We start from the raw sequence: 19,250 nt of genomic DNA on the forward strand, positions 1-19,250 counted from the left end.
GGGCTCAGTCGGCGGCGGTCGCGGAACCCGCCGGGTCCGGGACGACAGCGGGGGTGTCCTTGCGGACGGCTGGGCCGCCCGCCGACGCCGTCGCGTCCTCGCCGCCGCGCGCCCGGCTGAGTGCGCGATACACGGCGAGGGCGGCCAGCGGCAGCAGCAGGCAGGCTCCGACCATGTTCAGCCAGCCGTAGCTCGCGCGTGACACGATCAGGCCGGCCGCTATACCGCCGATGCCCGCCGCCGCGCTCATGGTCAGGTCGGAAAGACCCTGCACGGCTGCCCGGGCCGGTCCTGGCACCGAGTCGGTGAGCAGGGCCGAGCCCGAGACCAGTCCGGCGGACCAGCCGAGACCGAGCAGGAACAGGCCCGCGGCGGTACGGCCATGGCTCGCCCCGGCGGTGCCGGCCAGCAGCGCCGCGCAGGCGAGCAGCCCCACCGCCAGGCCGATCACCGAGAGCCGGCCGAGCCGGTCGGCAAGCCAGCCCATCACCGGTGAGAACGCGTACATGCCTGCGATATGGCCGCTGATCACCAGTCCTATCAGCTCGATTCCCGCCCCGTGATGGCTCAGGGCCACGGGTGTCATCGACATGATCGACACCATCGCGGTATGGGCCACCGCGATGGTGGTGAAAGCCAACTGGGCCGGTGGCGAGGCCCGGACCGCACGCACGCCCGCCCGCAGCGAGCGCCCTTCCTTGGTGTCCTCGCCGGCCGGGGCCAGTGCCCGGGCCGTCAGCAGGGGATCGGGGCGCAGCAGCAGGGCGATGACGACTGCCGAGACCAGGAACACCCCGCCCGCCCACAAGAACGGTCCCGCCGTCTCGGGGATCCCGAGCCGTGCCGCACTGCGTCCCGCGGGTGCGGCGATGTTGGGCCCGAGCACCGCTCCGATCGTGGTGGCCCACACCACGAAGGAGATGGCTCGCGCCCGCCGCTCCGGCTCCGCCAGGTCCGCCGCGGCGAACCGCGACTGGAGGTTGGCCGACGAGGCGGCGCCGAAGCCCGCCAGTCCCAGCAGCAGCAGCGGGTAGTTCCCGAGCACCGCCGCCAGGACCACGACACCCGCCCCGATCGCACCGATCACGTAGGCCAGTACCAGTCCGGGGCGGCGGCCACGCGCGTTCATCAGCGCGGCCAGCGGTACGGACAGCACCGCCGTACCGGCCACCATCGCCGTCGACGCGAGACCCGCGAGCGCCTCGGAACCGCTCACATGCTGTGCCAGCACCGCGGCCAGGGCGACGCCGGTGGCCACGCCGAGGCCGCCGAGTATCTGGCCCGCGATGAGCACCGGGGTGATCCGGCGGCGCAGCGCGGGCAGTTCCGCCGCGTCGACCACGGCCGCGGACTTCGACCCGGCGCTCATCGGGCGACCGCGCCCGGTCCGCAGATCGTGCCGTCGAATCCGACTATCGCAACATCACAGGAAGTAGGGGCCACCGCCGCAGTGTGCCAGGTGCGCCCGCGTCGACGGAATCGCCTTTCAACCGCCGGCCGGGCGGGCGGAGGCAAGTCCAGGGCGCACAACCGGAGCCGCCGGGACCAGGGACGGCTGGTGTCGCCGGGACCTGGGACAACCGGAGCCGCTGGAAATCAGAACAGCGGCTCCGGCAGCACCCCCTCCAGGGCCAGCAGCTTGCGCTTGGTCTCCCTGCCGCCGCCGAAGCCTCCCAGACCCCCGTCGCTCTCCACCACACGATGACAGGGCACCACGAGCGGCAGCGGATTGGACCCCATGGCCGCGCCGACCGCCTGCGCGGCCCCCGGCTGGCCCACCCGTGCGGCCAGCTCGCCATAACCCACGACCGAGCCGTACGGCACCCCGGAAGCCAGCTCGCGCAGAGCCTCGCGGTTGAAGCCTGAGGTCAGCGACCAGTCCAATCGCAGGTCGAAGTCCTGGCGCCGCCCAGCGAAGTACTCCGCGAACTGACGTATGGGCTCGGCGAGCCATGTCGGGGCAGCACCGCGTCCCGCCGCCGCGGCCACCTCCTGCGGCGCGCTACCCAACTCGGCGGCCAGCCGCCCGACTGCCCGGTCCCGCACCGGGGCGTCAGCGTGGAACACGACGCTTACCAGCCCCTCGGCGGTGGCGGCGAGCAGCAGCGGCCCGATGTCGGAACCCACCACGGTCCACTCGAAGCTCTCCATGCCCACCACCGTAGAACCAGCCACTGACACAGCCCGCGGTTCCGCGCTGCCCCGGGTTTGCCTCATGGCCGGATCGCTCTACTCTCGCCCCGTAACGGGCGTTCCTCCACCGGGAGCCCTGCGGCCACGTGTGCCACGAGAGCGGCACACGGGCGGCACACCGGCGGCACATGGAGCGAAGGGCACAGCACGGATGCACGGCACAGTCGATGGTTTCAGCCACGGTCTCCTCACACCCGTGGCCGCCTATCTGATGGCCTGCGCGGGCGGCGTACTGGGACTGCGCTGCACCGCCCGCGCGGTGCGCACCAGCAGATCGTGCGGAGCGAGGGGAGCGTCCCGGAGCCGCTGGCTGATGCTCGGGGCCGCCGCCATCGGCACCGGGATCTGGACCATGCACTTCATCGCGATGACGGGTTTCACCGTCGCGGAGGCCCCGATCGGCTATGACCGGCCGACGACCTGGGCGAGTCTGGGTGTCGCTGTCGCCATGACCGGAATCGGGACCGTCATCGTGGGCCACCGCGGTGCGACGGCCATGGCCCTGGTCACCGCCGGGATGATCACCGGGCTCGGCATCGCGTCCGCGCACTACCTGGGCATGGCGGGGATGCGGCTCCAAGGGCGGCTCGCCTACGACACCGGGACCGTCGCCCTCTCCGTCCTGATCGCCGTCGTCGCGGCCACCGCGGCGCTCTGGGCCGCTGTCTCCGTGCGGGGCCTGCTGCCGAGCCTGGGCGCCGGGCTGGTGATGGGGGTCGCCGTCAGCGGGATGCACTACACCGGCATGGCGGGGGTGCGGGTCCATGTGCACGGACCGGTCACCGCGGACCCGGTCGGCGACCCGGCGTCCGCGCTGATCGCCCCGCTGCTGATCGGGCCCGTGTTCTTCCTCGTACTGGCGGGCGGTCTCGCCCTCTCGTCCGGCAGGCGCCCCGGGGCCGCCGAGGATGCCGGGAATCCCGCTTACCGGCATCAATGTCAGTGGCGGGCCGTACGGTGGTTCCATGCGGCCCGTTACCCAGATCGAACGTTCGATGGCGCCCTTCGAGGTCGTCAGCCCCTACCAGCCCAGCGGCGACCAGCCGACGGCCATCGCCGAGCTGGAGAAGCGCGTCCGAGCAGGTGAGAAGGACGTCGTCCTGCTCGGTGCGACCGGCACGGGCAAGTCCGCCACCACGGCCTGGATGATCGAGAAGCTCCAGCGCCCCACGCTGGTGATGGCACCGAACAAGACGCTGGCCGCCCAGCTGGCCAATGAGTTCCGCGAGCTCCTGCCGAACAACGCGGTGGAGTACTTCGTCTCGTACTACGACTACTACCAGCCAGAGGCCTACGTCCCCCAGTCGGACACGTACATCGAGAAGGACTCCTCGATCAACGAGGAGGTGGAGCGGCTGCGCCACTCCGCGACGAACTCGCTGCTGACCCGCAGGGACGTGGTCGTGGTCGCCTCGGTCTCGTGCATCTACGGCCTCGGTACCCCGCAGGAGTACGTGGACCGCATGGTGCCGCTGAAGGTCGGCGCGGAGATCGACCGCGACCAGCTGCTGCGCCGCTTCGTGGACATCCAGTACACGCGCAACGACCTGGCGTTCACCCGGGGCACCTTCCGGGTCCGCGGCGACACCATCGAGATCTTCCCGGTCTACGAGGAGCTGGCCGTCCGTATCGAGATGTTCGGCGACGAGATCGAGGCGCTGTCCACACTGCATCCGCTCACGGGCGAGGTGATCAGCGACGACCAGGAGCTGTACGTCTTCCCCGCCAGCCACTACGTCGCCGGACCCGAGCGCATGGAGAAGGCGGTCAACGGCATCGAGCGCGAGCTCGAAGAGCGCCTCGCCGAGCTGGACAAGCAGGGCAAGCTGCTGGAGTCGCAGCGGCTGCGGATGCGCACCACCTACGACATCGAGATGCTGCGCCAGATCGGCAGCTGCTCCGGCGTGGAGAACTACTCGATGCACTTCGACGACCGCGCACCCGGCACCCCGCCCAACACACTCCTCGACTACTTCCCCGAGGACTTCCTGCTGGTCATCGACGAGTCACATGTGACGGTCCCGCAGATCGGCGCCATGTACGAGGGCGACGCCTCCCGTAAGCGGACCCTGGTCGACCACGGATTCCGCCTGCCGTCGGCCCTGGACAACCGGCCCCTGAAGTGGGAGGAGTTCCAGAAGCGGATCGGGCAGACGGTCTATCTCTCCGCGACCCCGGGCACCTACGAGCTGTCCCGCTCCGACGGCTTCGTCGAACAGATCATCCGCCCCACCGGACTGGTCGACCCCGAGGTGGTCGTCAAGCCCACCGATGGCCAGATCGACGACCTGGTGCACGAGATCCGCAAGCGCACCGAGAAGGACGAGCGCGTCCTGGTGACCACCCTCACCAAGAAGATGGCCGAGGACCTCACCGACTACTTCCTGGAGCTGGACATCCAGGTGCGCTATCTGCACAGCGACGTCGACACCCTGCGCCGGATCGAGCTGCTGCGCGAGCTGCGGGCCGGTGAGTACGACGTGCTGGTCGGCATCAACCTGCTCCGTGAGGGCCTCGACCTCCCCGAGGTGTCCCTGGTGGCGATCCTCGACGCGGACAAGGAGGGCTTCCTGCGCTCCGGCACCTCCCTCATCCAGACCATCGGCCGCGCGGCGCGCAATGTCTCCGGACAGGTCCATATGTACGCCGACAAGATCACCCCGGCGATGGAGAAGGCCATCGAGGAGACCAATCGCCGCCGGGAGAAGCAGATCGCCTACAACAAGGCGAACGGCATCGATCCCCAGCCTCTGCGCAAGAAGATCAACGACATCGTGGCGACCATCGCCCGCGAGGAGGTCGACACCGAGCAACTCCTCGGCACCGGCTACCGCCAGGGCAAGGACGGCAAGGCGGCGAGGACGCCGGTGCCCTCGCTGGCGGCGCACGCGGCCCCGGCCGGCAAGACGGCGAAGGGCGGCAAGGGGGCCAAGGCCGGGGGCCCCAGGAAGGGCGAGATCACCAGTGACCGCCCGGCCGCCGAACTGGCCGGGATCATCGAGGAGATGACCGACCGCATGCGGGCAGCGGCGGCGGAGCTCCAGTTCGAGGTGGCCGCGCGGCTGCGGGACGAGGTCAGCGAACTCAAGAAGGAGCTGCGGCAGATGAGGGAGGCGGGGCTGGCCTGAGTCGGCCACTGTTGCAAGACCGACACAAAAAGGCCGACTCGCGGGCCGCGAGCCCGCGGGGATGCGTAGTGTTTCCGACGTGGCCGCCCCGGGGAGGGCGGCTGCGGTGGCTATCCCGGTCAGACCGGAGAGAGAGGGGGGACAGCGCGTGAGCGTCAACTTGTCCAAGGGGCAGGGCATCAGCCTTCAGAAGTCCGACGGTGGCACGCTGACCGCGGTGCGGATGGGCCTGGGCTGGCAGGCGGCTCCCCGGCGCGGACTGTTCGGCTCCCGCACCAGGGAGGTCGACCTCGACGCCTCGGCCGTCCTCTTCGCCGACACCAAGCCCGTGGACGTGGTGTTCTTCCGCCACCTCGTCAGCGACGACGGCTCCGTCCGGCACACCGGTGACAATCTGGTCGGCGGCGCCGGACAGGGCGGAGACGACGAGTCCATCCTGGTCGACCTCCAGCGGGTGCCGGTCCATATCGACCAGATCGTCTTCACGGTGAACTCGTTCACCGGCCAGACCTTCGCCGAGGTGCAGAACGCCTTCTGCCGGATCGTGGACGAGACCAACGGCCAGGAGCTGGCGCGCTACACGCTCACCGGTGGCGGTCAGTACACCGCCCAGATCATGGCCAAGGTGCACCGCGTCGGCTCCGGCTGGCAGATGACCGCCGTCGGCGAACCCGCCAACGGGCGCACCTTCCAGGACCTGATGCCGGCGATCGTCCCGCACCTGTAGGCACCGCCGCCCGGACACGGCCATGCCGTGGCTCCCGGAGGGCATCGCCCTCCGGGAGCCACGGCATGGGCAACGCGCACCGCGGATTCACCACCGCGGGTTCACCGACGAGAGCTCAGCACCGAGGGGACAGAGCAGATGACGGCCGAGCTGGTCCGCGGGCAGAACCATCCGCTGCCCCACACCAGACTGGAGATCCGGGTGTCGGCCGGGAAGCCCGTCGTGGCCGGTGCGACCCTGGCCGACGAGCACGGCCGGGTGCCGGGCCCCGAATGGACCGCGCACCCCGCCCAGCCTGCCTGCCCTGGAGTGGAAGTGTCCCGGCAGGCCACTGCGGATCACCGGATCGCTGTCGACCTGGCCGCCGTGCCGTCCGGTGCGCACCGGGTGTCGCTGCTGCTCGCACTGCCGATCGCGCCCGGCGCCCCAGTCGGCTTCGGAGCCGTCGCGGCTCCCTTCCTCGCCGTCACCGGCCAGGACGGCGGCGACATCGTCAGCTTCACCGCCACGGGGCTGGACACCGAGTCCGCCGTCGTCGCCCTGGAGTTCTACCGGCGTCAGGGTGCCTGGAAGGTACGCGCCGTCGGCCAGGGCTACGCGGGCGGCCTCACCGAGCTGCTCGCCGACCAGGGAATCGAACTCCCCGGGCAGCTCGCCGCCGCCATCCAGGAGGCCGTGGCCCCTGGGATGGCCCGCACGGTCGGCACACCCCCGCCCCGTGCCACGGAGGTGCGCAGCAGCGCACCGGCGGCCGCCTCGGGCGCGTCGGGTGACTACACCCTCCCTGACCCTGTCCGCGCCGTACCCGCGCCGGACCAGGTCGCCCCGGAACCCGCGGACACGCACCCCCACAGCACTCAGGGCATCCCCCAGCCGGGAGGGCCGGAGCCGACCGCGACGCCGGGTGGCCCCATCGACTACACGCACCCCCGCAGGCGGTCCGCCGCACCGCCGCCGCCTCCGGCCGCGCCTCCCGCGGAGCCGGGCCTTCCGGCGCCGCCGGTAGCCGGTGACGCCACCGGCTGGACCATGGAAGAGCGGCTCTACAACCAGGTCTGGGGCATGTTCGAAGACCTGGCCCGGGCCACCGCCGCCTACCGGAGCGCGGTCGACTTCGCCGAGACCCGCCGCGATCAGGAGCTCGACCAGGCGCTCTCCGACCCGCGTGTCCGGCTGACCGGCTCCGGGGACGCGGCGCCGGCCGCCCGCGCCCGCTTCGAGGAGCTGACCGGACGTGCCCGCGAGGCCCTCGACCGCGACCTCGGCCAGCTGACCGCCGAGTCCGAGGTCGTCGAGCCCGCCTTGCCGCCCGCCTTCGCCCGCTGGGATCAGCCGGTCTGGCAGGCCTACCGTGTGCCGACGGAGATCCCGATGGCCCTGCGCCTCGGGGATCTTCACCTTCCCGAGCGCCCGGAGCTGCGCATTCCCATGTTGGTACGGCTGCCGCTCGAACGGGGCCTCTGGGTCGACAGCGGTCGCCGGAGCTCCGACGCCGCCTCCCCGATGGACGAGGCACAGATCCGGGGACTCGCCATGGACACGGCCGTCGCCCACACGGCCCGGCTGCTCGCCGTCTATCCGGCCGGTGAGTTCACGGTCCATGTGATCGATCCCGCCGGTTCGGGGGCGCGCTCGCTGGCCCCACTGGTGCACGCGGGGGTGCTGGACGAGCCGCCCGCGTCCGGAGCCCAGGGTGTCTCGGCGGTGCTCGCCAAGCTCACCCAGCGGGTCGATCTCGTCCAGATGGCGGTACGCGCCGGGGCGGCTGACGCGCTGCCCCCCGATCTCGACACCGCCGAGCAGCTGCTGATCGTCAACGACTTCCCGCACGGCTTCGACGACCGCGCCGTCACCCAGTTGCGCTATCTCGCCGACGAGGGCCCCGCGGTGGGCGTGCATCTGCTGATGGTGGCCGACCAGGAGGATGCGAGCGCCTACGGCCCGGTGCTCGACCCCCTGTGGCGCTCACTGCTGAGGATCACCCCGGTCCCGGACTCCCATCTCGCCGACCCCTGGGTCCAGCACTGCTGGACGTATGAGCCGCCGGCGGTCCCACCGGGAAGCCGGGTGCTCCACCAGGTGCTGGCCGAAGTGGCCGAGGCCAGACGAGCCCGGAGGCGCTGACAAGGCCATGAGGCGGCCCGCGCTCTGAACGGCGCGATGGCGGGGCGGATCTCGGCTGCCCCATCCCACCTGCCCACTTGGCGTTTACATTACCTTTCGCTTTACCTTCCTTTGGTCTTTCCTGTACTGTTCTTTGCGCGGAGGGGAGTACTCCCACGTGCGGTGTGCCCGTCAGTACGGACCGACAGACAGAGCCGGTCCCGGGGCGCCGGCCCGTGAGCGACAGCGTGCGCCCGGGTGGAAGAGACCTCCGGCAGCGACGACGCTGATCAGTAGCGGTACGACGCCGGAGGCGCAGTGGACGTTTCGATAGGTATGTGGGCGCTGACCATCCTTGGTCTGTGTGCCCTGATCGCGGTCGACTTCTTCATCGGGCGCAAGCCCCACGATGTGTCGATCAAGGAAGCCGGGATCTGGACCGTGGTCTGGATCGTCCTGGCCGTTCTCTTCGGTCTCGGCCTGCTGCTGGCCGGGGAGAGTCAGGCGTCGGGTGAGTTCTTCGCCGGATTCATCACGGAGAAGTCGCTCAGCGTCGACAACCTGTTCGTGTTCGTCCTGATCATGGCCAAGTTCGCGGTGCCGTCCCACCTCCAGCAGCGCGTGCTGCTCGTCGGTGTGCTGATCGCCCTGGTCCTCAGGGCCATATTCATCGCCGCGGGCGCCGCGATCATCGCCAGCTTCTCGTGGGTGTTCTACATCTTCGGCGCGTTCCTGATCTACACCGCCTGGAAGCTCATCCAGGAGGCGCGCAAGGACGAGGAGGAGGACGAGTTCGAGGAGAACCGCCTGCTCAAGTCCATCGAGAAGAAGTTCGGTGTCGCGGACCGCTACTACGGCACCAAGCTGTTCATCCGTGTCAACGGCAAGCGTGTGCTGACCCCGCTGATGGTGGTCATGCTGGCCATCGGCACCACCGATGTGCTGTTCGCCCTGGACTCCATCCCGGCCATCTTCGGCCTGACCCAGGACCCGTACATCGTCTTCACGGCCAACGCCTTCGCCCTGATGGGTCTGCGCCAGCTGTACTTCCTGATCGGCGGGCTTCTCAAGAAGCTGGTCCACCTGAGCTACGGCCTCTCGGTGATCCTCGGGTTCATCGGTGTGAAGCTCGTACTGCACGCCCTGCACGAGTCGGGGGTGCATGTCCCCGAGATCTCGATCCCGTTCTCGCTGACGTTCATCTGCGCCGTCCTGGTGATCACCACCATCACCAGCCTCATCGCCACCAGCAGGCAGGAGAAGCGCGAGGCCGCCGCCGACGCCGGTGCGAAGCCGGTATCGGACGACGACCAGACCGAGAAGGACAGCGTGGGCGCCTGACCGTCCGCTGACGTACGCTCCGGGGCCCGCACCTCTCTGTGGTGCGGGCCCCGGCTCGTGCGGCTTACGGCGTGGCCGCCCCCGCGCTCAGGCTGTCGCGCCCTCTTCCTCGGCGGCGGCCTCCCCTACGGGGCCCGCGAGGCCCTGCTCCGGCCGCCGGGCGGGCAGGGTCTCAGGCAGCATGGCGAAGCACAGCAGGCTGAGCAGCGCGATCCCGGTCAGATAGGCGGCGACTCCCCAGGGCGGGCCGCTCCCGCCTGACATCGCGGTGGCCGCGATCGGCGTGAGCGCCCCGCCCAGTACCCCCGCGAGGTTGTAACCCACGGCCGCGCCGGTGCACCGCACCCTCGGCTCGTAGAGCTCCGGCAGATACGCCGCGATCACGGCGAAGATGGTGATGAAAGCCAGCAGGGCGACAAGGAAGCCGAGGAACATCGACACGGGCCGCCCCGTTTGCAGCAACGCCACCATCGGAAACATCCAGAGCGCGATGACCGCGCAGCCGATGAGGCACAGCGGCCGCCGCCCGTACCGGTCACCGAGCATCGCCGCGAACGGGGTGGCCGCCCCCTTGATGGCTACCGCCGCCATGATCGACCCCAGCATGGCGGTGCGACTCACACCGAGTCGCTCGGTCCCGTAGGCCAGCGCCCAGGTCGAAACGGTGTAGAAGACCGCGTAACCCACCGCCAGCGCTCCCGCGGTCAGCAGCACCAGCCGCCAGTGCCCGCGCAGCACCTCGGCCAGCGGCAGCCGAGCGGGTTCGGTGATCTTCCTGAACTGCGGGGTCTCCACCAGCGAGCGGCGCAGCAGCAGTCCACCGGCCGCGAGCAGCCCCGCCGCCCAGAACGGCACCCGCCAGCCCCAGCTCTGGAACTGGGCGCCGCTCAGCCCCGCGGAGAGCGCCAGCATCACCCCGTTCGCGAGCAGGAACCCCACGGCGGGCCCGATCTGGGGGAAGCTCGCCCACAGCCCGCGGCGCGCCGCGGGCGCGTGCTCGGCGGTCAGGAGTACGGCACCGCCCCACTCCCCGCCGAGCCCGAGTCCCTGGAGGAAGCGCAGGACCAGGAGCAGTGCGGGAGCGGCTGCGCCGAGGGTGGCGTACGAGGGCACGCAGCCGACCAGCACCGTGGCCGCGCCGGTCAGCAGCAGCGACCCGAACATCACCGGCCGCCGCCCGTATCGATCACCGATATGGCCGAAGAGGACGGAACCGAGCGGGCGGGACAGGAATCCGACGGCGAAGGTGCCGAAAGCGGCCAGGGTCCCGGCGAGCGGGGAGAAGGTGGGAAAGAACAGCGGCCCGAGCACCAGGGCCGCGGCCGTGCCGTAGACGAAGAAGTCGTAGAACTCCACGGCCGTCCCGGCGAGGGAGGCCGCGGCCAGACGGGCCATCGAAGGAGAAGACCCAGGCGAGGGGGGCGAGGGCGGCGAGGGCGGTGAATTGCGGTTCTTGTGCACGCCGCGCCAACTACGCCCGATCGCCCCGGGTTACGGGGAGACGGAACGGGGGGCGCACAAGCGTGTGCGCCCCCCGGATCGTCCTGGCCGGACGGACGTGCTCACCAGCCGCGTTCGCGCCACTCCGGCAGATGCGGACGCTCGGCGCCCAGGGTGGTGTCGCCGCCGTGCCCCGGGTAGACCCAGGTCTCGTCGGGAAGCCGGCCGAAGATCTTGGTCTCCACGTCCTCGATGAGGCTGGCGAACGCCTTGGGGTCGTCGTGGGTGTTCCCCACGCCGCCCGGGAACAGGCAGTCACCGGTGAACACGTGCGGGTGGCCGTGCGGGTCGTCGTAGACCAAGGCGATCGACCCCGGGGTGTGGCCGACGAGGTGGCGGGCGGTCAGCTCGACCCGGCCCACCCTGATGACGTCGCCGTCGTCCACGGGCACGTCCGTGGCCACCGGGATGCCCGCCGCGTCGTCACGGCCCGCGTAGGTCCGGGCCCCGGTCGCGTCGACCACCTCCCTGAGTGCCTGCCAGTGGTCACCGTGCTGATGGGTGGTGACGACGGACGCGATGCCGTCGTCACCGATCAGCGAGAGCAGGGTCTGGGGTTCGTTCGCCGCGTCGATCAGCAGCTGCTCGCCGGTCGCCCGGCAGCGCAGCAGATACGCGTTGTTGTCCATCGGGCCGACCGCCACCTTGGAGATCATCAGCTCGCTGAGCTCATGGACATCCGCCGGGCCGCCGACCTTCACCGCTCCGCTGTAAGTCATGGAGCCAGCGTACTCAGCCGATCACCGCGACGGCAGCATGATCACCACCGCGACCGGAGCGCGCCCGAAGCGCCGCCCGGACCACGGCTGGGCGGGATCAGAGCGGCGGCAGTGCCGGAATCACGCCGCCGGAAGCCTTGAGGGCCGCGCCGTCGCGGCGGCCGGCCAGCCAGCCGAGGAGATCGGCCGCGGGTCCCGTGACGGTGACCGGCGCGCCGTCGGCCCCACCGCCCGTGCCCCAGGTCCGGCCGTCGTCCGCGACGACCGTGGTGGGCGGGACGTCCTTGTGCCCGGCGAAGCGCTGGGTGAGGAACTGGATCTCGCGCTCGGTGAAGCTGCCGGGGAGGTCCTCCAGCTCGTATCCGATGCCGAGGTCGACATGGTGCAGCTCCACCTCGATCAGGCGCCGGAAGGGCACACGGGAGGCCGTGTCCGTGACCCCGTTGCGCAGCTCGACCGTGCGCTCCCAGCCGCCCTCCATCGCGTCCTGGCCCGCGCCCGCGGACCGGAACCGGGCGTCGCTCTCGCGTACGTCATCGAGCTGGGTGCCGAGCGGCCTGGCCGCGTCCCGCTCGATGTCGGCCTCCCGGGCCTCGGCGCTCGCGTACATGGGGCGGCCTTCGAGGACGTTGACGATGGCGTCGGCGTTGCGGGCGATATGGGCCAGGACATGGCCTCGGCTCCAGCCGGGAAGCCGTGACGGCTCGGCTACGGCCGCGTTGTCCAGTCGCGCGGCTGCATTGAGGAGCCGCTCGGTCGCTTCGTGTACAGAGGCCAGGTCGCGCACGGGATCGATCATGGGTCCGACGATAGCCCGGCCACACGTTCGGGTGAAGCTCACAGCACACCACCGAAAATCGAATGCGCGTGCTATAGGCTCGGTCGAGGCATCCTTGGTAGTCAGGCATTCATCCGTCAGGCAGTCATCGACCTCGTGGCCCCCCTAGCCTGGAGCAGTCCGGGACGGGGGTCGTGCCCCCCCGCTCATATCCCCCGACCTCTCTCCAGAAAGGTGCGGACCCGGCGTGGCCGACCGTCTCATCGTCCGTGGCGCTCGCGAGCACAATCTCAAGAACGTCTCGCTCGACCTCCCGCGTGACTCACTCATCGTCTTCACCGGGCTCTCGGGGTCGGGCAAGTCGTCGCTCGCGTTCGACACGATCTTCGCCGAGGGACAGCGCCGCTACGTCGAGTCGCTGTCCTCGTACGCCCGGCAGTTCCTCGGCCAGATGGACAAGCCGGACGTCGACTTCATCGAGGGCCTTTCCCCGGCCGTCTCGATCGACCAGAAGTCCACCTCGCGCAACCCGCGCTCCACCGTGGGCACCATCACCGAGGTCTACGACTACCTCCGGCTGCTCTTCGCCCGGATCGGCAAGCCGCACTGCCCCGAGTGCCGCCGCCCCATCTCGCGCCAGTCGCCGCAGGCCATCGTGGACAGGGTGCTGGAGCTGCCGGAGGGCAGCCGCTTCCAGGTGCTGTCGCCGCTGGTGCGTGAGCGCAAGGGCGAGTTCGTGGACCTCTTCGCCGACCTCCAGACCAAGGGTTACGCCCGGGCGAGGGTGGACGGGCAGACGATCCAGCTCTCGGAGCCGCCCACGCTCAAGAAGCAGGAAAAGCACACCATCGAGGTGGTGGTGGACCGCCTCACCGTCAAGGACAGCGCCAAGCGCCGGCTCACCGACTCCGTCGAGACCGCCCTCGGCCTCTCCGGCGGCATGGTCGTACTGGACTTCGTGGACCTCCCCGAGGACGACCCCGAGCGGGAGCGGATGTACTCGGAGCACCTGTACTGCCCGTACGACGACCTCTCCTTCGAAGAGCTCGAACCGCGTTCGTTCTCCTTCAACTCGCCCTTCGGCGCCTGCCCCGACTGCACCGGCATCGGTACGCGCATGGAGGTCGACCCCGAGCTGATCATCCCGGACGAGGAGCGCTCACTGGACGAGGGCGCCATCCACCCCTGGTCCCACGGCCACACCAAGGAGTACTTCGGGCGCCTGATCGGCGGGCTCGCCGAAGGACTCGGCTTCCGCACCGACATCCCCTGGGCAGGGCTGCCGCAGCGCGCCAGGAAGGCCCTGCTGTACGGGCACAAGACCCAGGTCGAGGTGCGCTACCGCAACCGCTACGGGCGCGAGCGCTCCTACACCACCCCCGCGTTCGAGGGCGCAGTCTCCTTCGTCAAGCGGCGCCACAGCGAGGCCGAGAGCGACTCCAGCCGTGAGCGCTTCGAGGGCTATATGCGCGAGGTGCCCTGCCCGACCTGCGAAGGCACCCGCCTCAAGCCGATCGTGCTCGCGGTCACGGTGATGGAGAAGTCCATCGCCGAGGTCTCCGCCATGTCGATCAGCGAGTGTGCCGACTTCCTCGGCAGGCTCACCCTGAACGCCCGTGACAAGAAGATCGCGGAGCGGGTGCTCAAGGAGGTCAACGAACGGCTGCGCTTCCTGGTCGACGTCGGCCTCGACTACCTCTCGCTGAACCGCGCGGCGGGCACCCTGTCCGGCGGCGAGGCGCAGCGTATCCGGCTCGCCACCCAGATCGGCTCCGGGCTCGTGGGCGTGCTGTACGTGCTGGACGAGCCCTCCATCGGACTGCACCAGCGTGACAACCACCGGCTCATCGAGACCCTCGTCCGCCTCCGGGACATGGGCAACACCCTGATCGTGGTCGAGCACGACGAGGACACCATCAAGGTGGCCGACTGGGTGGTCGACATCGGTCCGGGCGCCGGTGAGCATGGTGGCAAGGTGGTCCACTCCGGACCGCTGAAGCAGCTGCTGACCAACAAGGAGTCGATGACCGGGCAGTATCTGTCCGGCAAGAGGTCCATCGCGACCCCGGACATCCGGCGGCCGGTGGATCCGGCCAGGCATCTCACCGTGCACGGCGCCCGTGAGAACAACCTGCGGGACATCGACGTGTCCTTCCCGCTCGGGGTGCTCACCGCCGTCACCGGTGTCTCCGGATCCGGCAAGTCCACGCTGGTCAACGACATCCTGTACACGCACCTGGCCCGTGAGCTCAACGGCGCCAAGTCGGTGCCCGGGCGGCACACCCGGGTGGACGGCGACGATCTGGTCGACAAGGTCGTGCATGTCGACCAGTCGCCCATCGGGCGTACGCCGCGGTCCAACCCCGCCACGTACACCGGGGTGTTCGACCACGTCCGCAAGCTGTTCGCGGAGACCATGGAGGCGAAGGTGCGCGGTTATCTGCCGGGCCGCTTCTCCTTCAACGTCAAGGGCGGTCGCTGTGAGAACTGCTCCGGTGACGGCACGATCAAGATCGAGATGAACTTCCTCCCGGACGTCTACGTCCCGTGCGAGGTCTGCCACGGCGCCCGCTACAACCGGGAGACCCTGGAGGTCCACTACAAGGGCAAGTCCATCGCCGAGGTGCTGGACATGCCGATCGAGGAGGCGCTGGACTTCTTCGAGGCGGTGCCGACGATCGCCCGCCATCTGAGGACGCTGAACGAGGTGGGCCTCGGATATGTCCGGCTCGGGCAGTCCGCGCCGACGCTGTCGGGTGGCGAGGCGCAGCGGGTGAAGCTCGCGAGCGAGCTCCAGAAGCGATCCACGGGCCGCACCGTCTACGTCCTCGACGAGCCGACCACGGGTCTGCACTTCGAGGACATCTCCAAGCTGATCAAGGTGCTGTCCGGGCTGGTGGACAAGGGCAACACGGTGATCGTCATCGAGCACAACCTGGATGTGATCAAGACCGCGGACTGGGTTGTCGACATGGGTCCCGAGGGCGGCAGCGGCGGAGGTCTCGTGATCGCCGAGGGCACCCCCGAGCAGGTCGCGAGCGTCCCGGCGAGCCACACCGGCAAGTTCCTGCGCGACATCCTGGGCGCGGAGCGGGTCAGCGACGCGGTGCCGCCGCAGTCGCGCAAGTCCGGGGCGGGCCGGAAGGCGGCGGCGAAGAAGGTGGTGGCGGCGAACTCGACCGCCACCAGGAAGGGCGCCACGGCCCAGACGTCCACGGCCAAGAAGGCGGCGGCGAAGAAGGTGGTGGCGAACTCGACCGCCACCAAGAAGGCGGTCACGGCGAAGACGGCCACGGCCACCACACGCGCCACCAGCGCGCGCAAGGCCTGAAACCCGGGTAGCGCGGACAGGGCACGACCGAGGCCCGTGTGAAAGCCCGGTGTCCAGCCACCGCTCGGGGGTGGCAGGACACCGGGCCGGGCGCGCTCGGTTTCGGCCCGGCCGTCAGCCCAGCTCGTGGGCGTACGGCGGCTCGGCTCCGGTACGCGAGCAGGTCAGCGCCGCCGCCCTGGCCGCGAATCCCAGGATCTCGCCCCAGTCGGACTCGTCCAGGAAGTCCAGGGCATCCCGCGAGAGCGCGCCCCGGCGCTCCAGGGCGTGGAGCAGCGCCGCGTTCACCGTGTCACCGGCGCCGATGCTGTCCACCACGGTCACCCGCTCCGCCGGCACGGAGATGGCCCCGCCCTTCCGAGTGAACACCGACAGGCCACGGCCGGCACGGGTCAGCACCACCGCGGCCGGCCCCTGCCCGGACAGCCATCGCCCGGGATCCCCGCCCAGCCAGGCGGCGTCGTCCTCGGACAGCTTCAGCAGCGACACCGAGGGGAGCCAGCCTTCGAACCGTGTCCGGTAGCCCTCGCCGTCCGGGATCAGCCCTGGGCGCACATTCGGATCGAGCAGGGTGAAGCGCCCCCGGGCGGCTTCGCGCCGCAGCAGCTCCGCATAGGCACTCGCCCCCGGCTCCAGCGCCAGGGAGCAGGTCCCGAAGGCCAACGCCCGGACCTCATCGGGGAGTTTGGCCGGCAGCTCGAAGAGCCGGTCCGCGCTGCCGTTCACATAGAAGTCGTAGTGTGCCGAGCCATCCTGCCCGACCGAGGCCACCGCGAGTGTCGTGGGCTCAGGACCGCGCTGCACCAGCGAGGTCCGGACGCCCGCCGCCCGCAGGCCGCCGAGCAGGGCCTCGCCGAAGCCGTCCGTGGACACCCGCGAACAGAAGGTGACCGGCGTGCCAAGCCGGCCCAGCGCCACCGCCGTGTTGTACGGGCCGCCGCCGAGCCGGGGCAGCAGCGCGGGCAACGGCCCGCCGCCGGCTGCCGCCAGCTGCGGAACCAGGTCGATCAGGGACTCACCTGCGACGACGATCACGCCGGGAAACGTAACCCATGGTTCCGGGCGGGGGGCCAGAGCCCCGGAACGAGGCGTCCCCACCCACTCGCGGTGGCCGCGAACTGCACCGGTATCGTCACTTCTGCTCTGTCACCCGAGTGGCGCACCGGCAGCCGCCCCCGCACCCGCTCCTGAGGCCCGCCAGTGCTCTCGCCCCGACCCCGACCCGTGGAGTGCCCATGTCCGGCCAGTCTCCCGCCCGCCGCACCGTGCTGAAGGGCGCCGCGCTCGCCGGAGCCGCAGGGCTGGGAGCCGCCGCCTGCTCCACCGAGTCCAAACTCGGCCACGCCGAGGTGCCCACCCCGACCGCCCCCGTCGACCTCGGCGCTGCCGACGCGGTCCCGGTCGGCGGCGCGAAGCTGTACCGCGAGCAGCGACTGGTCGTCCACTGCCCGGCGAAGGGCCAGTACAGGGCTTTCAGCGCACAGTGCACCCACGCGGGCTGCGTCCTGGACAAGCTGGAGGGCACCGAGGGCAACTGCCCCTGTCACGGCAGCCGCTTCGACGTCACGTCGGGCGAGGCCCTCAAGGGCCCGGCGACCGTGCCCCTGCCGGAGGTCCCGGTCAGCGTGCGGGACGGAAAGCTCGTAGCGGGCCCGCAGGCCTGACCGATCCGGTACCGCGCTCGTCGGGCGGCGCGGGCCGTGGTCCGGCCGTGGTGTGAAGGCGTCACGGGCTCCCGAGGCGAGGCCCGGTTGTCGGCGCCCGCCAGTAGGGTGGGCGGCATGGCAGACCCCTCCAGCTACCGCCCCAAGCCGGGACAGATCCCCGACTCGCCAGGGGTCTACAAGTTCCGTGACGAGCACCGCCGGGTGATCTACGTCGGCAAGGCGAAGAGCCTGCGTCAGCGTCTCGCCAACTACTTCCAGGACTTGGCGGGTCTGCATCCGCGCACCCGCACCATGGTGACCACGGCGGCGTCCGTGGAGTGGACCGTCGTCTCCACGGAGGTGGAAGCGCTCCAGCTGGAGTACTCCTGGATCAAGGAGTTCGACCCCAGGTTCAACGTCAAGTACCGCGACGACAAGAGCTATCCGTATCTCGCGGTGACGATGAACGAGGAGTTCCCCCGGGTCCAGGTCATGCGCGGGGCCAAGCGCAAGGGCGTGCGCTACTTCGGCCCGTACGGTCACGCCTGGGCGATTCGCGAGACCGTCGACCTGATGCTCCGGGTCTTCCCGGTACGCACCTGCTCGGCAGGGGTCTTCAAGAACGCGGCGCGTACGGGCCGCCCCTGCCTCCTGGGCTACATCGGCAAGTGCTCGGCGCCCTGCGTGCGGCGGGTCTCCCCGGAGGAGCACCGCGAACTGGCCGAGGGCTTCTGCGACTTCATGACCGGCCGCACCGGCACCTACATCCGCCGCCTGGAGAAGGACATGATGGCGGCGGCCGAGGACATGGAGTACGAGCGGGCGGCCAGGCTCCGTGACGACATAGAGGCCCTCAAACGGGCCATGGAGAAGAACGCCGTCGTGCTCGCCGACGCGACCGACGCCGATCTGATCGCGGTCGCCGAGGACGAGCTGGAGGCGGCCGTCCAGATCTTCCACGTCCGGGGCGGCCGGGTGCGCGGTCAGCGCGGCTGGGTCACCGACAAGGTGGAGGCCGTGGACACGGCTGGTCTGGTCGAGCACGCCCTGCAGCAGCTCTACGGGGAGGAGCGCGGCGACGCCGTTCCCAAGGAGGTGCTCGTACCCGCTCTGCCGGACGATCTCGACGCGATCACCCAGTGGCTCAGCGGCAGACGCGGATCGAACGTGTCGCTGCGCATCCCGCAGCGCGGTGACAAGAAGGACCTGATGGCCACGGTCGGGCGCAACGCCCAGCAGGCCCTGGTCCTGCACAAGACCAAGCGCGCCAGCGATCTCACCACCCGCTCCCGGGCCCTGGAGGAGATCGCGGCCGCCCTGGACCTGGACTCCGCGCCGCTGCGCATCGAGTGCTTCGACATCTCGCATCTCCAAGGCGAGGACGTGGTCGCGTCCATGGTCGTCTTCGAGGACGGACTGCCCCGCAAGAGCGAGTACCGGCGGTTCCAGATCAAGGGGTTCGAGGGACAGGACGACGTCCGCTCGATGCACGAGGTGATCAGCCGGCGGTTCAAGCGCTATCTGGCCGAGAAGGAGAAGACGGGGGAGTGGGACCTGGCGGCTGTGGGGGGGGGTGGGTGGGGGGCCGCCGGGGGGATTGCCCCCCCCCCCGCCCGCGCGGTCACACCCCCGGCGGCGCAAGTGGTGGTCGCCCCCCCCCCCGGGGGGGGCTGTGGGGCTCCGGCTCAGTCTCCGGCCCTCTCCCACCCCCCCGGGGGCGCGCGGCCGGGCCGCTGCCCGCACTGGCGAAGCGGGCGGTCTTCCTCGCCCTGGCCCTGCACCAC

At 70.5% G+C, this 19,250-nt stretch carries 14 protein-coding genes; 8 read left to right on the forward strand and 6 right to left on the reverse strand.

Features of this window, described 5'->3' with window-relative positions; all coding sequences use genetic code 11:
- Positions 1-4: 4 nt before the first annotated feature.
- Together ACFWI9_RS09365 and ACFWI9_RS09370 are read right to left on the reverse strand one after the other, a co-directional pair.
- On the reverse strand, positions 5-1,369 hold the full coding sequence (locus ACFWI9_RS09365; RefSeq protein WP_387160195.1) for an MFS transporter: 1,365 nt from the start codon (positions 1,367-1,369) through the stop codon (positions 5-7).
- 227 nt (positions 1,370-1,596) lie between these two features.
- A complete protein-coding gene (locus ACFWI9_RS09370; RefSeq protein WP_387160197.1) occupies positions 1,597-2,151 on the reverse strand; it encodes a methylated-DNA--[protein]-cysteine S-methyltransferase in 555 nt (184 codons plus the stop codon).
- Positions 2,152-2,344: 193 nt separating this feature from the next.
- Here ACFWI9_RS09370 and ACFWI9_RS09375 point away from each other — a divergent pair, with 193 nt between their 5' ends.
- The 5 genes from ACFWI9_RS09375 to ACFWI9_RS09395 all read left to right on the forward strand — a co-directional run bounded on the left by ACFWI9_RS09375 (position 2,345) and on the right by ACFWI9_RS09395 (position 9,492).
- Positions 2,345-3,280: an MHYT domain-containing protein gene (locus ACFWI9_RS09375; RefSeq protein WP_387160198.1), complete on the forward strand. Its 936-nt coding sequence runs from the start codon at positions 2,345-2,347 to the stop codon at positions 3,278-3,280.
- Entirely contained in the window at positions 3,189-5,321 is a 2,133-nt protein-coding gene (gene uvrB / locus ACFWI9_RS09380; protein WP_387160222.1) for an excinuclease ABC subunit UvrB, read from the forward strand. The genes ACFWI9_RS09375 and uvrB overlap by 92 nt, the downstream gene beginning before the upstream one ends.
- A gap of 148 nt (positions 5,322-5,469) precedes the next feature.
- Complete coding sequence (locus ACFWI9_RS09385; protein ID WP_387160199.1) at positions 5,470-6,048, forward strand: TerD family protein; 579 nt, start codon at positions 5,470-5,472, stop codon at positions 6,046-6,048.
- 138 nt (positions 6,049-6,186) lie between these two features.
- Positions 6,187-8,172, forward strand: a complete 1,986-nt coding sequence (locus ACFWI9_RS09390) for a TerD family protein (RefSeq protein ID WP_387160201.1) — start codon at positions 6,187-6,189, stop codon at positions 8,170-8,172.
- A 297-nt stretch (positions 8,173-8,469) separates the two neighbouring features.
- Positions 8,470-9,492 carry a TerC/Alx family metal homeostasis membrane protein gene (locus ACFWI9_RS09395; protein ID WP_387160203.1) on the forward strand — a complete coding sequence of 341 codons (1,023 nt, stop codon included), beginning with the start codon at positions 8,470-8,472 and terminating at the stop codon, positions 9,490-9,492.
- Between the two features lie 87 nt (positions 9,493-9,579).
- Here the strand turns inward: ACFWI9_RS09395 and ACFWI9_RS09400 are convergent, their stop codons facing one another.
- From ACFWI9_RS09400 to ACFWI9_RS09410, 3 genes are all read right to left on the reverse strand, one after another.
- A complete protein-coding gene (locus tag ACFWI9_RS09400; protein ID WP_387160205.1) occupies positions 9,580-10,887 on the reverse strand; it encodes an MFS transporter in 1,308 nt (435 codons plus the stop codon).
- 167 nt (positions 10,888-11,054) lie between these two features.
- A complete protein-coding gene (locus ACFWI9_RS09405) occupies positions 11,055-11,711 on the reverse strand; it encodes an MBL fold metallo-hydrolase (RefSeq protein WP_387160207.1) in 657 nt (218 codons plus the stop codon).
- Positions 11,712-11,808: 97 nt separating this feature from the next.
- Entirely contained in the window at positions 11,809-12,510 is a 702-nt protein-coding gene (locus ACFWI9_RS09410; protein ID WP_387160209.1) for a maleylpyruvate isomerase family mycothiol-dependent enzyme, read from the reverse strand.
- A 226-nt stretch (positions 12,511-12,736) separates the two neighbouring features.
- On the opposite strand from ACFWI9_RS09410, the gene uvrA reads away from it, so the two are divergent.
- Complete coding sequence (gene uvrA / locus ACFWI9_RS09415; RefSeq protein WP_387160211.1) at positions 12,737-15,820, forward strand: excinuclease ABC subunit UvrA; 3,084 nt, start codon at positions 12,737-12,739, stop codon at positions 15,818-15,820.
- A 114-nt stretch (positions 15,821-15,934) separates the two neighbouring features.
- Here the strand turns inward: uvrA and ACFWI9_RS09420 are convergent, their stop codons facing one another.
- Positions 15,935-16,855 carry a carbohydrate kinase gene (locus tag ACFWI9_RS09420; RefSeq protein WP_387160212.1) on the reverse strand — a complete coding sequence of 307 codons (921 nt, stop codon included), beginning with the start codon at positions 16,853-16,855 and terminating at the stop codon, positions 15,935-15,937.
- Between the two features lie 200 nt (positions 16,856-17,055).
- Between ACFWI9_RS09420 and ACFWI9_RS09425 the strand changes: the two genes are divergently transcribed.
- Both ACFWI9_RS09425 and uvrC read left to right on the forward strand, forming a co-directional pair.
- Positions 17,056-17,484, forward strand: a complete 429-nt coding sequence (locus tag ACFWI9_RS09425; RefSeq protein ID WP_387160214.1) for a Rieske (2Fe-2S) protein — start codon at positions 17,056-17,058, stop codon at positions 17,482-17,484.
- Positions 17,485-17,601: 117 nt separating this feature from the next.
- On the forward strand, positions 17,602-19,250 hold a 1,649-nt coding region (gene uvrC / locus ACFWI9_RS09430; RefSeq protein ID WP_387160216.1), incomplete at its 3' end, for an excinuclease ABC subunit UvrC.

The sequence above is a fragment of the Streptomyces sp. NPDC127084 genome, from assembly GCF_042724175.1.
Lineage (GTDB): Bacteria > Actinomycetota > Actinomycetes > Streptomycetales > Streptomycetaceae > Streptomyces.